The organism is Shinella sp. GW835-FHT14H05 (assembly GCF_058793575.1).
The window spans coordinates 95986-113153 of record NZ_JBXAFY010000014.1 but is presented as its reverse complement, the minus strand read 5'-3'; the positions used below and the strand labels follow the sequence as shown (position 1 = coordinate 113153).

Sequence of the window (17168 nt, the reverse complement as noted above, 5' to 3'; positions counted from 1 at the left end):
TTGACCAAGTGGAAAACATTTATTGTGCAACGCAGCTATGCGACGGGTGCGTTGCTCCCGTCATGATCGTCGCGGGCGTTACGCCGCTTGCGCGACCGGCTCGGCGGTGGCGCGGACTTCGGCGGCCAATGCCTCCTCGACCTCCTCCAGTTCCCGGCGCTTCGCCGCGAGTTCGTCGGCAAAGGCGAAGGTGCCCGTTTCGTGCGCGCGATAAGAGGCGAGCCGGCGGTTGGCGTCTTCCAGATGCTGGCGCTGGCGGTAACGCTCGCCCTCGAAATCATCGAGCGCATGTTCGAGACGGGAGATCGCTCCGAGTGGCGTGACGGTGACCGGCAGGTCGACCTCGTAATCCGCGCCGGTGCGTTGCAGGACGGTGCGGTAGTGATACCGGTCCTTGCCGAAGCGCTCTCCCTTGTAGATGACGTCGAAGCCGCCGATCGAGCCGAGCTGCGCCTCGCCCGCGTGCTGAAGCTGGACGAGGGTGAGGATTTCCTTCATCACCGCGCGCCCGGCGTCCTTGCGCTCAGCCTGCTGTTCGCCGAGGACGGTCATCATGAATGCCTCGCCGGAGGTCGGCACCAGCCGCGCGATGTCCTTGCCGATCTCGTCGATCCGGCGCGTCGCGACCTCGATGTCGCGTTCGGCTTCCCGCAGCCGCCGGCGGACCGAGAAGAGATCGTCGTCATGGGCGGCACGCAGGCGCTCGAGGCGGGCGATATCGGCCTCCAGTCCGGCCTTCTTCATCAGCCGTTCGTCGCCGCTTGCAATAGCCTTGGCCATGGCAAACTGGTTAGCGGCACCCTCGCCGAGATCTTCCAGTCGGCGGATCGACGTGTCGCCGGAGAGTGCCGCAGCAATAAACCGGGCCTTGCGCTCGTTGTTCTGCCACATGCTGGCGTCGAGACTGCCTTGCGTCGCATAGGCGAAGATGTCGACAATATCGTGCTGGTTGCCTTGGCGGACGATCCGACCCTCACGCTGCTCGATCTGCGACGGCAACCACGGCACGTCGAGATGGTGAAGCGCCTTGAGCCGGAGCTGGGCGTTGACGCCGGTGCCCATCGTCTCGGAGGAGCCGATCAGAAAACGGACGCGGCCAGCGCGAACGTCGCCGAATAGGCGTTGCTTCGCCTCGGATTTTTTATAGCCCTGCATATAGGCAATTTCGCTGGCGGGCACGCCGAGCCGAACCAGCTCGTCGCGGATCCAGCGATAGGCCGAAAAGCCCCGCGTCTTTTCCACATTGATCGTACCGAGATCGCTGAAGATCATCTGCGCGGCGCCGGGAAGGTCGTAGCGCTTGCCGTCCGGACGCACGAACACCTGGTCGGCCGTTGCCTGCCAGATCCGGAAGGCATTCCCGACGAGCAGATTGAGCTTGTTGTCCGGCTCGTTGTCGTTGGCGGGCATGACCAGGCGCAGGTCGATCGCCGCGTGACGACCGTCGGTGATGACCGAGAGCAGGATATCGTCGCCCGGCTGCGCTGGCCCCTCGCGCATCTCGATCGCCTTGATGCGGCTGTCGAGGATCTGCTGGTACATCTTGAATGCCGCGGTCGGCGTCGCGGTGACGATCTGCCGCCCACCGGTGGAGATGGCCGGAACCCGGACATATTCCCGAAGATCGGCGGGCATCACCACATCGGCAAACGAGCGGAACATCGAAATCATTTCCGGGACGTTGACGAAGGATGCGAACCGGCTGACCGGCTTGTATTTGCCCGAAGGCTGGATCTCCAATTCGGTGGTCGTCTCGCCGAAGGTGCTCGCCCAGGCGTCGAACTCATGCAGGCCGCGTTCATGGAGAGCGTCGTAGCCGAGCAGGCGCTGGACGGAGAACATCTCGCCGAGCGTGTTGGTGATCGGCGTGCCGGAGGCGAGAACGAGCGCGCGGCCGGGGTTCTTCGTTTCGAGGAACTGGGACTTTACAAACAAATCCCATGCGCGTTGCGAGCCGTTGGGATCGATGCCCTTCAGCGTCGACATGTTGGTGGCGAAGGATAGCTTGCGGAATTCCTGCGCCTCGTCGACGACAATCTGGTCAACGCCGATTTCCGAGATGGTCAGCAGATCGTCCTTACGGGTAGCCAGCGCTGTCAGCCGCTCCTCCAGACCCTCCTTCAGACGTTCGAGACGCTTGCGCGACACGCGGTCGTCGGGCTCGACCCTGGTCAGCAGATCCTCGTAGAGCTGCAGCTCGTCCTGGATCATGCTCTGCTCGAAGGCGGAGGGGACTGCGATGAACCTGAAGGCCGAATGGGTGATGATGATCGCGTCCCAGGTCGCCGTCGCCGCGCGTGACAGGAAGCGTGCTCGCTTGTCCTTGGTGAAGTTGCTCTCATCGGCGACGAGAATGCGGGCGGAAGGATAGAGCGCCAGGAACTCGCGCGCCGCTTGGGCGAGGCAATGGCCGGGCACGACGAGCATCGCCTTGGCGATCAGGCCGAGCCGGCGCTGTTCCATGATGGCGGCCGCCATGGTCATCGTCTTGCCGGCGCCGACGGCATGGGCGAGATAGGTCGCGCCATCGGCGATGATGCGCCAGATGCCGCGCTTCTGGTGAGCATAGAGTTGGAACGCGGCGGAGGCGCCCGGCAGCTGGAGATGCGAGCCGTCGAACTTGCGCGGCGCGAGATTGTTGAAGCGCTCGTTATAGACGCCGGCCAGCCGGTCGGTCCGCTCCGGGTCGGTCCAGACCCAGCGCTCGAATTCCGTCTTGATCTTCTGCAGCTTCTCGCGGGCGGCTTCGGTATCGACGACGTTCAGCACGCGCCGTTCGCCGCCGACGTCCTTGATGGTGTCGAAGATCTGCGGCACGCGGCTGTTCAGCGCATCGGCGAGCAGTTCGCCGGCGTGGCGGCGGCTGGTGCCCCATTCTGAGGTGCCAGCGGCGCGATAGGCGAGCTGGCGGGCTTCGACGGTCCAGGAGCCGAGTTCCGGCATATGGTGGATCTTGATATCGACGTCCATCGTCTGCTTGACGAAGGCGACGACATCGGCGGCCGGGATCCATGGCGCGCCAAGACGCGCGGTAATATCCGAGGGACGCAGAGGCGAAGGCTGGACAGCCAGCAGCGCGCGGACATTGCGCTCGAAGGTCGGATCGAGGGCCGCCGCGGCTTCAGCGGCCGCAAGCTTGGTGCGGACCGGGCCGGAGAGATAGGCGTCGGCGGTCTGCCACGCGCCGTCGGCCGGGTTCTGGAACACGGTGTCACCGAGCTGGTCGACCACCTTGTCGCGGTCGCAATGCAGAAGCTCGGCGATGTGGTCGAGGTCGACGCGACCGCGCTCGTTGAGCACGACGGCAAGCGCGTCGCCGGCATTCGTCACCACCGGCGGGGCAGGGGGCGCGATCACCCGCTGCGAGAAGATCGGACCGGGCTTGGCCGTGTCGGTGTCGAGGTCGTAGTCCTCGATGGAAGCAACCAGCCAGCAGTCGGGATCGTCCCGGAAGGGCTGGAGGTTCGGCTGGCGATGCGTCTCGCGGGTCTCGCCGGATTCCACATCCTCGGTGATACTAACGGTCGTGTGGTTGATCGGCCCGAAATCCCTGACGAAGCTCGACCAGGCGATGCGCAGCCGCACCTGCAGGTCGCGCCATGGTCGGCCGGTTTCCTGTGCCTTCAGCACCTCGCGCACCGCGTCGCGGACGGGGATCAGCTTCTGGATGGTACGGACATGCTTTTCCGTCAGACCGTCGCCGGTTCGGCCCTTCCTGACCTTGATCACCACGGGCTGGCCGTCGACGATCTGCATCAGGCCCTGCCTGTTGTCGACGAAGTAGCTGCCTTCGCGAACATTGGCGTTGCCGGGCCGCAGGTCGACAATCTCCGCCAGCTCCTCCTCGAGATCGAGATCGATCTCGGTCGGCTCGCCGTCATAGAGGTCTTCCGGCAGACGGCAGACGGCGGCGTTCAGCAACACGGCGAGATCCTCGCCGGCGCGGGGACGGCAGGTATAGGTCTCGCCGAACGGACCGGAGGTCAGCGCATGGGTGCCGAGAACCATACCGGGATTGTCTGCGAACCAGCGATTGACGCGGATGGCGCCTTCATCCTCGGTCGCGGAACGGATTTCCTCGATGTCGAGCCACGAAACGTCGTCCTGCGCCTCGGCGATCTTGCGCTTGCGGAAGAAGAGGATGTCGACGACGCTGTCCGTGCCGGCGTCACGGCGGAAACTGCCCTCCGGAAGCCGAATGGCCGCGACTAGGTTGGCCGATTTGGCGATATGCGCGCGCGCCGTGGCGTCCCCCTTGTCCATCGTGCCGCTGCTCGTCACGAAGGCCGCCAGCCCGCCGGGCTTCAAGAGGTCGATCGAGCGGGCGATGAAGTAGTCGTGCAGCCGAAGCGCAAGCGGTCGATAATGATGGTCCGACCGGACCGTCCGGTCGGAGAAGGGCGGGTTGCCGATCACGAGGTCATAGACGACGCCGAGATCGGTGCGGGCGAAGTCGCCGTTGACGATGCGCGCCTTCGGCTGCAGCAGCCGCACGATGCGCGCCGTGACCGGATCGAGTTCGATGCCGGTGACATGGCTGGTGGCGCGATAGGCCGGCGGCATGAGCGTGGGGAACAGTCCTGTGCCGATGCCCGGCTCCAGCACGCGCCCGCCGCGCCAGCCGAGACGCTGCAGCCCGGCCCAGATCGCCCGGACGATGAATTCGGGGGTGTAATGCGCATACTGGGTGCAGCGGGCGAGCGAGGCATAGTCGGCCTCGTTGACGGCCGTCTCCAGCGAACCGCCGAGATCGTCCCAGCCGTCGCGAAACTCCACCTCGCCCGGCCGGCGGAACATGCCGTTGGCAAGCTCCGATGCGCCGAAGCCGGTGAAGCGGATGAGTTTCTGCTGTTCCTCTGATGTCGCCGGTCGCTCCTGTTTCTCGATTTCGCCGGCAATCAGGATGGCGGCGACGTTCGCCTTCGCCCGTTCCTTCCAGCCGGCGGCGAGACCGCGGCCCTCGTCGCCGAGGTAGAAATTGCTGCGCGCGCCCTGTTTGCGCGGGGCCGGCTTGCGCGCCGCGGCGATCGGCAGAGCCGGGGCAGGGGCGGGTGGCGTCGGGTCCAGATCGTCGTCATTGGCGGCAAAGGGATCGTGGCCGCTGAACGCGGACATACCAAGGCCGAGGCCCAGGCCGGAGGTCAGCGCGGTGTTGCCGAACATGTCGAGCGTGAAAGGATCGTTGCTCATCGAGATCTCCTTATGAGCAGGCGTGCGCCATCGCCCGCGGGAAGTGGTTCCAGCAGGGTAGGGCGCGTGCGATGGGACGAGGGGGGTGATGCGGTCCGAAGCGGAGCGATGTCCTTCCTTCTTCAGACCTTGACTTGCACGATCCGGAGCCCGCATCGCGGGCGGCCGGTCAAGGGCCGCTTCAGCGGCAACGCCTGCCCTTGACGGGCCGGACGCGCATGCGGGAAGGCGTGTTCTTCCTTTTCTTCTTTTTTTCCGGCCGGCGGTCAGGAGCTGGCAGGCGACGTCCGAGGAATGACTAGGCTGATGCCTGCTTCCGCCTGTGCTCCTCCAGGATCTTTTCCGAGGCGGCTTTAGCGCGTGCCCGTGACTGCGCAGCGCGTGCGGGCAGGTCGCGGGTCTTGACGTCCTTCAATTCCTCGACGTCTCTCATCACGGTTTCCCTGGCGATATAGCTCCAGATGTTGGCGGCCAGTTTCGGGTTCTTGAGCGAGCGCCGGTAAACGGCCACAGCGACCTCCGTGGCATCGTCCATCTCGAAGCAGGTATCGAAATGTCGGGTATGGCCACCCTTCCGGGAAATGACCGTCGCGGCATAGTTGACGCGTCCGGCGAAGTTGTCGGTGCGGTAAACGCTGGGCATGCATATGCTCCTCAGTGTGGGGGAGAAATGGTCTGTCGGAATGGATGGGAGAGGTTCACTCGTCGCGCTTTGCCGCGAGCCAGTCCTCTTAGCCCCGCCGGGTGTCGCCGTTAGTAACCTCGTACTGCCAGTCCTCGATCGGGAACTGAACGTCCGTCTCGGGATCCGCCGGATCGAGGTTCGATAGAGCGTCCTCGGCGTCGGTGAACGTCATCATCTCCATGACGGCGACCGCGTGCATCCAGGCCTTACGGCTTCGCGGATCTCGCCCCTCGTAGAATTTCCAGGTGTCGGGCACCTGGTAGCCTGTGCCGATCAGCTCAGACATGAGATAGCGGGCGAGCTGGTTCGTCTCCTCGATGATCTGGCTATCGCTGCGCCCTTGCAGGGCGGTTCGGATATCAGCGAGAAGCTGATCGACACCCTCCTGCCGCTCATCGCCCTCGAAGCCGGCAATGAAGCGCTCGGCGCGATCGAGCGCGTCAAGGAGGAGAGGCGAAGGCGATGCGACCCGCTGGCCTCGGACCTCCTCCAGATCGACGACGGTGACGACGCCGTCCGGCGCTTCGACATTGTAGACGTTGGCTGAACTGGCCGGGCGCCGAACGATTTCGTGCGCCTTGCGCGCCGCGTCGATCGGCGATGAGGCATCATCGATGTCGATGTCCCATGAAACACGGTAGGTCATCGGCGCTTCTCCCGATAATCCGCCAGCTTCCCCAAAACCTTGAGCGCAGCCTCCTCGGTCGATCCGGGAAGCTCAGGGCCGACTTGCGTCCAGGAGAGAATTTCGATGACCGCCGGCACGAAATCGTGGTCGAACGGCGTCGGCGGTCCGACCAGGCGCTCGTGTAGATGATTGTGGATCTTGAGTGCCAGACCCGCGACCTGGATGGCCCACCGGCGCATTCCAAGCGGTCCCACCAATGCCCAGACCTCGACCATCTTATGGACGCTTTGCGAAATCGGCTCGTCATTCATGAACCGATCGTTGAAGTCGAGCATGGCTTCCCAGCAGGCGAGCGTCGTCTCCAATCGCCGTTCATCCTTGTCGACTTCGACAGGAACAGGTGCGCCGAAGGACTCGACGAAGCGGCGAATCCTGGTCAGAGAATTGTGCCCGCGCGGGTCCAGGATGAAGTTCTCGCTCGGGAACTTGCCGTCCCGCTGCAGGTCGATGACGTCGCGCATCCGCTTGACGGCCGGTTCGGCGCCGGCAAGATCGGGAACGCCCGGCGATCGCCTGATACCCTCGGCCGGTCGCTGGATCTCGGTCTCGGCGCGCATCTCCTCGAAAAAGTCGTCGCTGTTCCTGCCGGCAATCTCATTCGCCGTCACCAGCATGATGTTCATGCCGAAACTGTCCGGGTTCTGCGAGGGATGCCGATACCACTCCAGCACCCTGATCTCTGCCAGGGCCGTGGAGCGTGCAACGATATCTTTCAGGATGAACTCCCAAGATGTTTCGCTCAGGTCGACCGCAACCGTTTTTCCCGGCTCGTCCTCTTCGCACCAGGATTTCCAGACCCGCGCGATGATCCGGTTGATCTCGCTATGCGGAACAGTGCGCGACATCATATAGGCATTGGTGAGTTCGTGTGCCGGGATGCGCAAGTGGCTCGCCGCGCCGCGGTCGCTATAGAGCAGCAGACCGCTGTCGGTCTCGCCGGCGTCGAAGACATGCGAGAGCACGAGGCGTTCAAGCAGGGTCATGTCGTCGAGCGGGATCGCCGGCGTGATGACGACGGTCGTTTCAAGGTCATTCATGGGTTTCTCCTTCCGGAAATGGAAAACCCGGCGCTATGGCCGGGCTAGTCGATGGTTTCGAGATGCAGTTGGGACGCCTATTCGGCTTCACCTGCCGGTTATGTCGCGTTCACGCGGCGGCCACGTCCGGCAGGTAGCGCAGATGCACCGGGAGCTTGGCGGCGATCTCCTCGTCGGTCATGGCTTCGAGCAGTTTCGGGACGCTGCCCAGTTTGCCACCGAAGAAGTGAACAGTGCGCCGGCCGCGCGATGCATGAGGCCAGCGATAGTCGGCATAGCCGCGATAGAGTTCCGCAGTGCTGCTCCAGATGTGCTCGAGACGTTCCTCCCGCGTCATCGCCTGCACCGGCCGGCTCTCGCGTTCGATGATGGCGAGACGCATCCGCTCGACGGAGACATCGTCGGAAAGATCGCAGTAGCCATGGAAGTAGCGGATGGCATCATCGATGCGCAGCGCGAAAAACACTGATGTCACCGATCCGGTGAGGAATTGCCGGAGCGCGAACATCGAGCCACGGATCCAGAGGGGCGGCTCCACAGCGAACATATAGTCGTGCTCGGCCTCGCCGATCTCGAACCATTCCCCGGCATAGAGCACTGTTGCGTCATCAGCGCGGCGGTGGACGCGCCCGGCATGGCGGTCGAACATGCGATACATCTGGCGGCGGTCAGCAATGCCCTGGAAAACCTTGCGGATTGCGGGTGCTGTGGTCATGTACGGCTCCTTCGGGGTTGTCGGACCGAAGCGCGGCGCAGCCTTCTCGACCTCGCCTTTTCCTTCAGTCCTCTGTTACCCCTTCTCGACCGCCGGCATCGCGATCGGCCGGGTCAAGGGCCGGCTCGCCGGGCAAAGCCTCCCCTTGACGCGGACGGCGCGCATGCGGCAAGCCTCCCCTTCTTCCTTTCAATCCTTTCTTCGCTGCTCTTTTCCTTGAGCACCTCGTTCCAGTCCTCGGCCAACGGCCGCAGCCGTTGCCACCTGCACCCAGACACCTCGGCGAGCGCCCGCAGGCGCTCCGAGAAGGTCTCACCTTGCGCGTTGGCATCCGTCGCCGCAACCAGAAGCGCACCCGGTCGTGTGGCAAGGTTGCGGAGAGCGGCGTCGGTTTGGGGCGACCAGCCACCACCCGTGCTGACATAGACCGTCCCGTCCCGGATGCCTTCGATCGCCGCAAGGCTCATTGCATCAATCGCGGCTTCGGCCACGCAGAGGCGCAACGCCGTTGGCGGGCCAAACCGGAAGAGCGTCTTCGTTCCGCCGCTGGAAAAACCTCGCCATTCAGGACCGCGCTCCTCCCATCCGCAAACGACACCTCGCCCATCGACGTGCGCCGCCCACATGCTCCCGCAGGGGCCCTCGCGAAGGAGATCCGCCGAGACCACGGCTGCAATGATATTGACGGGGAGATATCGTTGATCGGAGAGATAGCGCCAGGTGTACGAACCGGGCCATGGCCGCCGACGTGCCACCCATCGCTGCGGCACGGACACGTCCGGCAACCGAGGACGCAGACTCTCACGCCAGGTCGGCGCCTCCGACTGAAATCCGACCAGGGCGGCGGCCCGAGCATAGCCTTCGGCGAAGCCAACGCGATCCAGGCGTTCGATCAGGGAGAACACATCGCCCTTATCGTCGCTGAGTGGATCGAACCACCCTAGTCCGCCATGAGTGACGATGACGATCTCGCCGCCGCGGCGGAATTTGACCGCGCGGCGCGTACTCTCCCTGAGGTCGATGGCGAAGCCGGCGCTTTCGAGCACCGCACCACAGCTCACCTTTTCTTTGACTGCCTCGATTTCGGATTTTTTCATTCTTTCTCGGCCGCGCTAGCGGCCCCTCCTTTTTTCCTTCCGGCGAACCTCTCGCCACTCTCACCAAAGGCCGCGAAGAGAAGACCCCTGCAAGGGCGCGGCTGGCTACTGCCGAAACTTGCAGTCAAGCCAGCCGGCCGCGGCGGAGCCTCCCTTGCGGGGGGCAGCTCGCTCGCGGCAACCGAGACGGCAAGGCCGGCTCAATGAGCCGGCCAGAGGAAGAATTCATGGACGACGTCAAGATTGTCATCAGCGTCGATTTCGCCGGAGGGGACGACGCCGTATTCTCCGCCGATCTGTAAGACCGTGACCGGGTCCAAAAGGTCGCGAGAGCGCTGGAATGCGTGGTATTATGCGAGTGAAAGGTCGTGTAACATCGTTTTGGCTCGATCAGAGAGCGGGCCAATTCCCGCTCGATGGCGCCTTGACGGACCGGGACGGGTCGCGATCACCGTGAAGTCCCCGATCGAAGGGACCCAAGCTTGCCAGCTGACCACGAAGCGGGTTGATCGCCTGAGACCCGAGCTTGGCTAGAACGTCATCCCAATAGAGCGGGATTGGTTCACAGAGTGGCAACGCTGGAGGCCATGCTGTTTACGACCATCATAACACCGCAAACCTGGATCGAGGAAACGTCGGCTGCGGCTGCAAGACCATCTTGAGTCGAGCGGAGTTCTGCTAGTCCACGGTGGGTCTTGGTGGATGAGTTAGATCACCTCACGCATCTTGGCGTTCTCGATCGCTTCCACAAGTGTCGATGCGCCTAATTTTGTCAAAGCGCTTGAAAAAAGAGAGGCGACCATCTCGACGGGCACGGCTTCGAGCACCGCTATGTCTCGGGAGCCTTTTCCTTCAGCTGCCCATCGAAGGCAGATTGCCTCGCAGACCGAAATCTTCATATACCCACCATCGGCACGAAAACTAATCTGATAGACGGGCGTGCTCTGTCGGAATCAATCTGATATTTAACCGCCATTCGCTCCATCACGAATTCAGCACCTTGCTTGTCAATTGCCCTGTGCGCCAAATCGATCGCTTCGACACAATGGCAGCGCGTAGCTCTTGCCAATGACATCAAACGCGGTTTCGCTTGTCTGGGCGTAGTCTTTGATTGTTCATCGTGTTCCAGCGTTGGAATCGCGGGCGGCAAGCGCCTTCAACTCTGCAATCGTTCCCGCATCATCCCACTCCTTGGGACCGATCCAGCGCTTGAGCTCAACGCCGTCCGCACCGATGAGGATCGTCGTTGGCAGGCCTGTCACCATCAAACCTCGCATCACGGCGCTGTCGGGATCGACGTAGATTCCGAGATTTCGTATGCCGATCTCCTCGTAGAACGGTCTTACGCGTTGCACTCCACCAAGGTCGATCGACAACGCCACCACTTCAAATCCATTCGTGCTGGCTGATGCCTGTAACCGATCGAGCGAGGGCATCTCTTTGCGACACGGCGTGCACCACGTCGCCCAGACGTTAAGGAGGGTGGGCTTGCCCCCGAAATCGCCAAAGCCCCTCTCGCGGCCGGCTTGATCGGTGAATGTCAGCGAGACAGGCTCTGCGACCCCGTGGTCGACCATGCCGCTGCCAAGAGCCCACATCCCCCCGATAACGGTACCAGCTAGGAGGGCGACTGCCACGCCCCCAATTTTCATCGTGTATTTCACTATTCCGACATCTCTCGCCAAGCGGTTACATCACGCCGTACGCCCTCTACCAACTAGAGGGTCAAGACGAATCATTCTGTGCCCGTTGACCCTGAAGCCGCTTCAGCCTTTAGAAGACCAGCCAGATCGCAAGAAAGTGGAGCGTTTTGCATGGCATCGAAGACTTTGAGGATCGTGAGAAGGGTCACATGGGCGACGATCACGATCCTTGCTGTTGTGCTCGCCGTGCTGACCTGGACGCTGCAATCCGACAAGGACCGCCTCTCGCAGCAATCCTTCCCCCTGAACGGTCCATTCTCGATGGAAACCCATACGGGGGAAACGTTCAATTCGACGTCGTTGGCCGGAACGGCATACCTCGCGTTCTTCGGCTTTACGCACTGCCCCGATATTTGCCCTACGACCCTTTTCGAACTGACCGACATGATGAAGGAACTCGGGCCCGCGGCAGACAACCTCAAGGTGCTGCTGATTTCCGTCGATCCAGAGCGCGACAGTCAGGAACTGCTCTCTCAATACATGACGGCATTCGATCCGCGCTTTGTCGCCTTGCGCGGCACGCGCCAGCAGACCGACGACGTCGTCAAATCCTTTGCCGCCTTCGCAAAGAAAGTTCCCCTGGACGGCGGCCAGTACACGATGGAGCACACGGCTGGCGTCTACGTAATTGACGCGGATGGCCGCTTCGTCAGGTTGTTGCGGATGGAGGAACCTCGTGAAGAGCGGATGAGGCTCCTAAAGGATGTCACCTCGTAAAAGACTGCCTTTTTCGATATCCCGGCCTGCGCCAAAGAAGAGTGCTGCATTTCGCGGTCATGAGCGTTCTGGTAGCCGCATAGCGACTTGCCTACCGAGTCAGATAAGATTGATAAACACCACGAAAAGTGCCGCTATCATGAGGCCTGTCGCGCAGAGAGCGATGCGGACGCGTTTGATCAGATGAGGCGACGCGTGCCTCTTTCGATTGGTCCGCACCACGCTTCGGAAATGCGGATCCTGCCTATAGATCTTCTTCTTGCCGCCCACTTGATTTCTCCGACCGGCGCGAAGGATAGGTCTGGTAAAGCGCTATGAGAGGAGATTGACCGCCGCAAGTTAGCGGCGGTCCTGTGTGGTCTTCGGCACTACTTCTGCCGGATCAAGCGTGAAGAATTCGCAAGAATCCCGATGTCCGGTATCGACTGCATCGCGGCGGCGAAGATCGGCGGAATGACCCCGAACGCTGCAAGCGAAAGACCGACAAGATTGTAAAGCGCGGTAAAGGCGATGTTCATCCTGACCACCCCCATCGTGCGTCGCGCGATGCGGAAGGAGTCGGCGACGAGCGTCCAGTCTTCCCGCATGAGCACGATATGGGCCGCCTCCATCGCGACATCCGTTCCACCGCCCATGGCGATGCCCACTTCGGCCTGCGCGAGCGCCGGCGCGTCGTTGACGCCATCCCCAACCATTACGACCCGATGGCCCTTCTCCTGCAGCTCCTTCACGACGCGGATTTTGTCCTCGGGGAGCAGGTTCGCCTGGAAACCGATCCCGAGCGGGCTCGCGATGGCAGCGGCCGTGCGCTCGTTGTCCCCTGTCAGAAGCTCGATCCGCGCAATACCAAGCTTGCGGATTTCCGTGATCGCATCGGAGACTTCCGGTCGCACCGTATCCATCGCCGCAAAGATTCCGGCCGGGCGGCCATCGACAGCCATGATCAGAAGTGTCTTCCCCTCATCTTCCAAGCGAGCGACATCATCAAAGCGCTTGTCCACATCCACCAGCCGCCGGTTCCCAATCTCAACAACCTGCCCATCGACGGTGGCGCGAATATCCTTGCCCGGAATTGCCTCGAAACGCTCTGGCTCACCACCCTTGACGCCTCGATCCTTAGCGTGATTGCGAACGGCCTCGGCCAAGGGATGTTCGGAATGGCGCTCGGCGATGGCCGCAAGCTGCAGAAGTGCTTGCTCCGGCGTGCCATCCAGCGACACGACATCCGTCACACGTGGCTTTCCCGTCGTCAAAGTGCCCGTCTTGTCCATAAGGACGACATCCGCGACCTTGATGGCTTCGACATACTTGCCGCCCTTGATGAGCAGGCCACGCTTCGCTGCTGCGCCGATCGAGGCCATCATCGCGATAGGTGTGGCGAGTGCAAACGAGCAGGAGCACGCGACGACCAGGACGGCAACAACCGAGAGGACGTTCCCACTCAGCAGGTAGGTAAGAATCGCGATCGTCGCGACGACCGGCAGATAGTATCCACTGAACTTGTCGGCGACCCGCTGCACCTCGCCGCGGTTGGCTTCCGCCTCCTCGACGAGCTTGATCGTGCGACCGAAGGTCGTGTCACGACCGATCCGTTCGGCCTCGAGCTTGAGATGTCCCAGTTTGGCGAGCGTGGCCGCAAAAACCTTGTCTCCGGCTTCCGCTTCTACGGGCATGCTCTCGCCCGTGATGGCCGCCTGATCGAGGGTCGCCTGCCCTTCGATCACGATACCGTCGACAGGAACGCGCTCGCCCGGGCGCACGATAACCGTGTCGCCGACCGCAACCGCTTCGATCGTCACCTCGATCTCCTCTCCACCACGCAGCACGCGCGCCTTTTGCGGCGCGAGCGCGGTCAACCCCTTCAGAAGCTGCCGTGCCTTTTCGCTGGTGAAGCGCTCGGCGAACACACCAATGCGCATGAAGAAGACGACGATCGCCGCCGTCGCCCATTGGCCGGTGACCAGGGCCGCGACGGCACCTACGGACATAAGCGTGTGGCTCGTCACCTCCAGGCGAAGGGCCGAGCGACCAGCATCGAGGAAGATCGGCGCACCAAACGCGAGGACCACCGCCGTCCCAAGCCAGAGAGGGACGCGATCCGTAACCACGTCGAACAGACCAAGGCCTTCCCCAATAACGACGAGAAACAGGATGACGCCGAACAGCACGCCAAGCAGCGTAAAGAGCTGCCGTTGCAGCAGATTGCCTTGAATCATATAGGCTGTATCGGCCGCCTGAGGCGCCGGGACGGTGAAGCCGACCTTTTCCACCGTCGCCTGTAATGCCTCGCGCGTCACGAGTTTCGGGTCATGGTCGATGACGGCCTTTTCAGCACTCAGGAGCACCTCGACATTTACGACGCCGGGGAGCTTCTTCAGGGCCCGCTGGACTTTCTTGGCACAGGCGGCGCAATCCATGCCGCCAATGGGAAGCTCAAGCGTGATCATCGCGGAACGTCATACCCTGCGTCCTCGACAGCTTCGACGATCGCATCCTGCGACGTAAGGGCAGCATCAAAGCTGATTATCGCGTTGTTATCGGAAAGGGAGACCTTGACCTCCTCGATGCCCGGCAGGGCATGAACCGCCTTCTCGACTGTACTGATGCAATGGCCGCAATCCATGCCTTCGATCTTGAGATCGATGGTGGTGAGGGAAGAGGTCATATTCTGCTCCTTTGGAAAATACGCTCGAAGTGCACCGATGGAATGTGCGCTCTGTAGTCGCTACAGGGTCAAGAGCCGTCCTTCAGCTTTCGATCGTTGGGCGGTAAAGTGAAATTGACTGGCGCGCCGGGACGATTGCCCCTATCTAAAGACTGTAGTCAGTACAGGGATAAAGCTATGGCAAACCGCCCGCTGACCATCGGGGCGCTGGCGCAAATGACCGGCACGAAGGTCGAAACTATCCGGTTCTACGAGAAAAGCGGCCTTCTACCCGCACCAGCGCGTACGGGCGGCAATTACCGGTCCTACGAGCGCTCGCACCTCAATCGCCTAAGCTTCGTCCGGCGTGCACGCGATCTCGGCTTCTCGCTCGATCAGATTCGAACACTGCTCGATCTTTCAGACGACAAGAGCCGGCCGTGCGGAGCGGTCGATGCGATCGCCAAGGAACATCTGCTGGAGGTCGAGCGGAAGATCGCCGATCTGAACGCATTGCGGAGCGAGCTCGATCGGATGCTGTCTCAATGCTCGAGCGGCACGGTGGGCGACTGCCGCATCATCGAATCATTGTCCCCATCCCACGAGAACATGACATGACGCTTTCAAAGCGGAAGCGCGGTGACGCCGTCGCCATCATTTCGAACAACAAGAGTTGAGTTTGCGATCATCCTCGCCCGGGCTAGGCTTGGATGGAGGTGAAACATGGCCAAGGCGATCAGGTCGTCCGCTCTCTTTCTTGGTCTTGCCCTGCTCGGCATTCTGGGTGTCAAGCTGGCAATGCTCTTCGTTTGCTGGGCGACTGCTCACACGACTCTCGAAGGCCTGTTCGGCGTTGTTGCGCCTCTCGTCATCGGTCCTCTCATCGGAGCCGAAGGCTTCTTCTGGTTCCGAATACTCCATGGCGATTGAACTCTTATAACAGACTTTGGAAAAACGACATGTTGACGATTGGTGATCTTTCGAAGACCTCCGGCGTGAAAATCCCGACAATCCGCTACTATGAGCAAATGGGTCTTCTTCCCCACGCGGAGCGCTCCGAAGGCAATCAGCGCCGCTATACCAAGGAGGAGATGGATCGCCTGACCTTCATAAAGCACTCCCGTGATCTGGGCCTTTCGATAGATGCCATACGATCCCTTATCGAACTCAGCCATCACCCTGACAAACCCTGCGCGGATGCCGACCGCATTGCCCTTGAGCAACTTGCCTCCGTTCGCGACAAGATCGCCAAGCTCCGGAAGCTTGAAATCGAACTAGAGCGCATAACCTCTCACCAGCACAACAATCATGTGCGGGATTGTTATGTGATCCGGGCGCTCGCTTCACACGACCTATGCTGCTCGGATCACGATTGATCCGCGTCATCAGGGGCAGACCAGCAGACGACAGAAAGCCGCAGGCGTCCGGGGTCGATTGACCCTAAAGCTGCTAGAGGGTGTAGAGCGGGGTCGCGGGCCAAGGTCCGGATCGCGCTCCTTACTCAGAGGCTGACATGAAACGTCTTTTCACCCCTGTTCTTATGTTCACGCTTTCCCTCGCAGCAGGGCCCGCCGCATTTGCGCATGATTATAGCGCTGGTGATCTGCAGATCGATCATCCCTGGTCGCGTGCAACGCCGATGGTAGCTCCCGTTGCCGGCGGCTATCTGAAGATCACGAATACCGGCGCCGAATCTGACACATTCCTTGGCGGCAGCTCTCCGATCGCAACGGCGGTTGAAGTGCACGAGTCGACTCTTCAAGATGGCGTCGCCCGCATGCGACCACTGACCGCAGGGGTGACGATCAAACCGGGTGAAACGGTCGAGCTTGCGCCAGGCGCTACCCACCTCATGTTCATCAAGCCCACGAAGGTTTTCAAGGAAGGCGAAAAGGTCGAGGCGACGCTCCGTTTCGAAAAGGCTGGCGAGATCAAGGTTGAATTCGCGGTTCAGGGCATGGGCGCGAAACAGCCGGCTGAAAACGAAGACCATCAGGGCCATGGCGCAACCCCATGACGTCGATTTACAGCCGACGTGCGCTCTTCAGATCCGCAATCGCCGCCCTGTTGGTTGGCGGCCTCGTCTCCGGAGCTCTGGTTCTTGCGAATATGGCCGAAACCGAGCCCACCGGCGGGATCGGCGGCCCGTTTGAACTGACGTCCCATCGCGGCGAGGCCGTGTCGGATAGAAGCCTACGCGGCAGGCCCTACCTCGCATTCTTCGGCTTTACGCACTGCCCGGACATCTGCCCGACCACGCTGTTCGAACTGACGGATCTCATGAAGGAACTCGGTCCGCAGGCCGATGCGTTCAACGCGCTTCTCATATCCGTCGATCCGGAACGTGACACGCAGAACCTGCTTTCGCTGTACATGGAAGCATTCGATCCGAGGATCATCGCGGTGCGCGGCACGCGGAAGCAAACGGATCAGGCGCTGTCAGCGTTCCGGGCAACAGCCAAAAGGGTCGATACCGAGGGCGGCAGCTATACAATGGACCACACAGCGGGCATCTTTCTCATGGATGCGGATGGTCGGTTCCAAGGTATGCTGGACATGCACGAGCCGCGAGAAACCCGTCTGAAGAAACTGCGCAATCTCGCGGAAGTGGGCGGGGCGTGACCTTCAAACTTTCTCGGCCAAGGCAGTTGCTCACCCTATCGACCTCCAAGCATTGGTGAGGGACATCGAA

General features: G+C 61.8%; 17 protein-coding genes. 6 read left to right on the top strand and 11 right to left on the bottom strand.

Translation table 11 applies throughout. The annotated features are described in order from the left end of the window. Positions 1–78: 78 nt before the first annotated feature. The 9 genes from AC1Q6Z_RS28685 to AC1Q6Z_RS28645 form a co-directional block, all read right to left on the bottom strand. A complete protein-coding gene (locus AC1Q6Z_RS28685; RefSeq protein WP_306041487.1) occupies positions 79–5190 on the bottom strand; it encodes a helicase-like domain-containing protein in 5112 nt (1703 codons plus the stop codon). A 298-nt stretch (positions 5191–5488) separates the two neighbouring features. Beyond that, positions 5489–5833 (bottom strand): hypothetical protein, encoded by a 345-nt coding sequence (locus tag AC1Q6Z_RS28680; RefSeq protein ID WP_272809659.1) that lies wholly within the window; start codon positions 5831–5833, stop codon positions 5489–5491. Positions 5834–5921: 88 nt separating this feature from the next. Beyond that, complete coding sequence (locus AC1Q6Z_RS28675; protein WP_306041494.1) at positions 5922–6521, bottom strand: hypothetical protein; 600 nt, start codon at positions 6519–6521, stop codon at positions 5922–5924. Beyond that, complete coding sequence (locus tag AC1Q6Z_RS28670; protein WP_306041496.1) at positions 6518–7600, bottom strand: hypothetical protein; 1083 nt, start codon at positions 7598–7600, stop codon at positions 6518–6520. Before AC1Q6Z_RS28670 ends, AC1Q6Z_RS28675 begins: the two co-directional genes overlap by 4 nt. Before the next feature lie 109 nt (positions 7601–7709). Further along, positions 7710–8315 (bottom strand): DUF1419 domain-containing protein, encoded by a 606-nt coding sequence (locus AC1Q6Z_RS28665; RefSeq protein WP_306041498.1) that lies wholly within the window; start codon positions 8313–8315, stop codon positions 7710–7712. A 113-nt stretch (positions 8316–8428) separates the two neighbouring features. Continuing rightward, positions 8429–9412, bottom strand: coding sequence for a DUF3991 and toprim domain-containing protein (locus tag AC1Q6Z_RS28660; protein WP_145926158.1), 984 nt, complete (start codon positions 9410–9412; stop codon positions 8429–8431). A gap of 707 nt (positions 9413–10119) precedes the next feature. Next, positions 10120–10311, bottom strand: a complete 192-nt coding sequence (locus AC1Q6Z_RS28655) for a helix-turn-helix domain-containing protein (RefSeq protein WP_145926157.1) — start codon at positions 10309–10311, stop codon at positions 10120–10122. Then, positions 10308–10487: a UPF0262 family protein gene (locus AC1Q6Z_RS28650; RefSeq protein WP_370360498.1), complete on the bottom strand. Its 180-nt coding sequence runs from the start codon at positions 10485–10487 to the stop codon at positions 10308–10310. Before AC1Q6Z_RS28650 ends, AC1Q6Z_RS28655 begins: the two co-directional genes overlap by 4 nt. A 40-nt stretch (positions 10488–10527) precedes the next feature. Beyond that, positions 10528–11076 carry a TlpA family protein disulfide reductase gene (locus AC1Q6Z_RS28645; RefSeq protein ID WP_306041501.1) on the bottom strand — a complete coding sequence of 183 codons (549 nt, stop codon included), beginning with the start codon at positions 11074–11076 and terminating at the stop codon, positions 10528–10530. A 150-nt stretch (positions 11077–11226) separates the two neighbouring features. Between AC1Q6Z_RS28645 and AC1Q6Z_RS28640 the strand changes: the two genes are divergently transcribed. Next, a complete protein-coding gene (locus tag AC1Q6Z_RS28640; protein ID WP_306041503.1) occupies positions 11227–11832 on the top strand; it encodes an SCO family protein in 606 nt (201 codons plus the stop codon). A gap of 368 nt (positions 11833–12200) precedes the next feature. On the opposite strand, the gene AC1Q6Z_RS28635 is transcribed toward AC1Q6Z_RS28640, so the two are convergent. Both AC1Q6Z_RS28635 and AC1Q6Z_RS28630 read right to left on the bottom strand, forming a co-directional pair. Continuing rightward, positions 12201–14279, bottom strand: coding sequence for a heavy metal translocating P-type ATPase (locus AC1Q6Z_RS28635; protein WP_306041505.1), 2079 nt, complete (start codon positions 14277–14279; stop codon positions 12201–12203). Beyond that, positions 14276–14497 (bottom strand): heavy-metal-associated domain-containing protein, encoded by a 222-nt coding sequence (locus tag AC1Q6Z_RS28630; protein ID WP_064334823.1) that lies wholly within the window; start codon positions 14495–14497, stop codon positions 14276–14278. Before AC1Q6Z_RS28630 ends, AC1Q6Z_RS28635 begins: the two co-directional genes overlap by 4 nt. 177 nt (positions 14498–14674) lie before the next feature. On the opposite strand from AC1Q6Z_RS28630, the gene AC1Q6Z_RS28625 reads away from it, so the two are divergent. The 5 genes from AC1Q6Z_RS28625 to AC1Q6Z_RS28605 all read left to right on the top strand — a co-directional run bounded on the left by AC1Q6Z_RS28625 (position 14675) and on the right by AC1Q6Z_RS28605 (position 17098). Further along, a complete protein-coding gene (locus AC1Q6Z_RS28625) occupies positions 14675–15094 on the top strand; it encodes a MerR family transcriptional regulator (protein WP_023517224.1) in 420 nt (139 codons plus the stop codon). A gap of 105 nt (positions 15095–15199) precedes the next feature. Beyond that, positions 15200–15406: a hypothetical protein gene (locus AC1Q6Z_RS28620; RefSeq protein ID WP_023517225.1), complete on the top strand. Its 207-nt coding sequence runs from the start codon at positions 15200–15202 to the stop codon at positions 15404–15406. Positions 15407–15435: 29 nt separating this feature from the next. Next, positions 15436–15852, top strand: coding sequence for a MerR family transcriptional regulator (locus AC1Q6Z_RS28615; RefSeq protein WP_023517226.1), 417 nt, complete (start codon positions 15436–15438; stop codon positions 15850–15852). A 137-nt stretch (positions 15853–15989) separates the two neighbouring features. After that, complete coding sequence (locus tag AC1Q6Z_RS28610) at positions 15990–16493, top strand: copper chaperone PCu(A)C (protein ID WP_023517227.1); 504 nt, start codon at positions 15990–15992, stop codon at positions 16491–16493. Continuing rightward, on the top strand, positions 16490–17098 hold the full coding sequence (locus AC1Q6Z_RS28605; RefSeq protein WP_306041511.1) for an SCO family protein: 609 nt from the start codon (positions 16490–16492) through the stop codon (positions 17096–17098). Before AC1Q6Z_RS28610 ends, AC1Q6Z_RS28605 begins: the two co-directional genes overlap by 4 nt. Positions 17099–17168: the final 70 nt, after the last annotated feature.

What these genes read in the sequence shown, in the direction of transcription:
- AC1Q6Z_RS28625 (WP_023517224.1), top strand. Translation starts at nt 14,675, where the DNA reads ATGGCAAACCGCCCGCTGACCATCGGGGCGCTGGCGCAAATGACCGGC.
- AC1Q6Z_RS28670 (WP_306041496.1), bottom strand. Translation starts at nt 7,600, where the DNA reads ATGAATGACCTTGAAACGACCGTCGTCATCACGCCGGCGATCCCGCTC.
- AC1Q6Z_RS28650 (WP_370360498.1), bottom strand. Translation starts at nt 10,487, where the DNA reads ATGTCATTGGCAAGAGCTACGCGCTGCCATTGTGTCGAAGCGATCGAT.
- AC1Q6Z_RS28630 (WP_064334823.1), bottom strand. Translation starts at nt 14,497, where the DNA reads ATGACCTCTTCCCTCACCACCATCGATCTCAAGATCGAAGGCATGGAT.
- AC1Q6Z_RS28615 (WP_023517226.1), top strand. Translation starts at nt 15,436, where the DNA reads ATGTTGACGATTGGTGATCTTTCGAAGACCTCCGGCGTGAAAATCCCG.
- AC1Q6Z_RS28640 (WP_306041503.1), top strand. Translation starts at nt 11,227, where the DNA reads ATGGCATCGAAGACTTTGAGGATCGTGAGAAGGGTCACATGGGCGACG.
- AC1Q6Z_RS28605 (WP_306041511.1), top strand. Translation starts at nt 16,490, where the DNA reads ATGACGTCGATTTACAGCCGACGTGCGCTCTTCAGATCCGCAATCGCC.
- AC1Q6Z_RS28685 (WP_306041487.1), bottom strand. Translation starts at nt 5,190, where the DNA reads ATGAGCAACGATCCTTTCACGCTCGACATGTTCGGCAACACCGCGCTG.
- AC1Q6Z_RS28620 (WP_023517225.1), top strand. Translation starts at nt 15,200, where the DNA reads ATGGCCAAGGCGATCAGGTCGTCCGCTCTCTTTCTTGGTCTTGCCCTG.
- AC1Q6Z_RS28655 (WP_145926157.1), bottom strand. Translation starts at nt 10,311, where the DNA reads ATGAAGATTTCGGTCTGCGAGGCAATCTGCCTTCGATGGGCAGCTGAA.
- AC1Q6Z_RS28610 (WP_023517227.1), top strand. Translation starts at nt 15,990, where the DNA reads ATGAAACGTCTTTTCACCCCTGTTCTTATGTTCACGCTTTCCCTCGCA.
- AC1Q6Z_RS28635 (WP_306041505.1), bottom strand. Translation starts at nt 14,279, where the DNA reads ATGATCACGCTTGAGCTTCCCATTGGCGGCATGGATTGCGCCGCCTGT.
- AC1Q6Z_RS28680 (WP_272809659.1), bottom strand. Translation starts at nt 5,833, where the DNA reads ATGCCCAGCGTTTACCGCACCGACAACTTCGCCGGACGCGTCAACTAT.
- AC1Q6Z_RS28660 (WP_145926158.1), bottom strand. Translation starts at nt 9,412, where the DNA reads ATGAAAAAATCCGAAATCGAGGCAGTCAAAGAAAAGGTGAGCTGTGGT.
- AC1Q6Z_RS28665 (WP_306041498.1), bottom strand. Translation starts at nt 8,315, where the DNA reads ATGACCACAGCACCCGCAATCCGCAAGGTTTTCCAGGGCATTGCTGAC.
- AC1Q6Z_RS28675 (WP_306041494.1), bottom strand. Translation starts at nt 6,521, where the DNA reads ATGACCTACCGTGTTTCATGGGACATCGACATCGATGATGCCTCATCG.